The sequence below is a fragment of the Anaerovorax odorimutans genome, assembly GCF_024459955.1.
GTDB classification, from domain to species: domain Bacteria; phylum Bacillota; class Clostridia; order Peptostreptococcales; family Anaerovoracaceae; genus Hominibacterium; species Hominibacterium odorimutans_A.
This window is the reverse complement of the sequence record NZ_JANFXK010000220.1, coordinates 1-231: the sequence shown is the minus strand read 5'-3', so window position 1 is coordinate 231 and position 231 is coordinate 1. Positions and strand designations below refer to the sequence as shown.

1 pseudogene is annotated in these 231 nt (G+C 35.5%); it reads left to right on the top strand.

Going from position 1 to position 231, the window contains the following annotated elements:
- Positions 1-231, top strand: a pseudogene (locus NE619_RS18545) (sensor histidine kinase); the annotation flags it as partial.

Sequence of the window (231 nt, the reverse complement as noted above, 5' to 3'; positions counted from 1 at the left end):
AAAAAGTGAAGAAGCAGAGCGTTATATTAAAGTTATCAGAAATCGTACCGAAGTATTAAGGCAGCTTACAGAAGAACTTTTCTGTTATTCTGTTGTAACATCCCCCGAATACGATAACGATGTAGAATTTGTTTCGGTAAACAGTGTTTTGGAAGAAAGTATATTAGGTTTTTATGCAGTTTTGCAGGAACGAAACATAACGCCGAATATTTCTATGCCGGAGAATAAGGT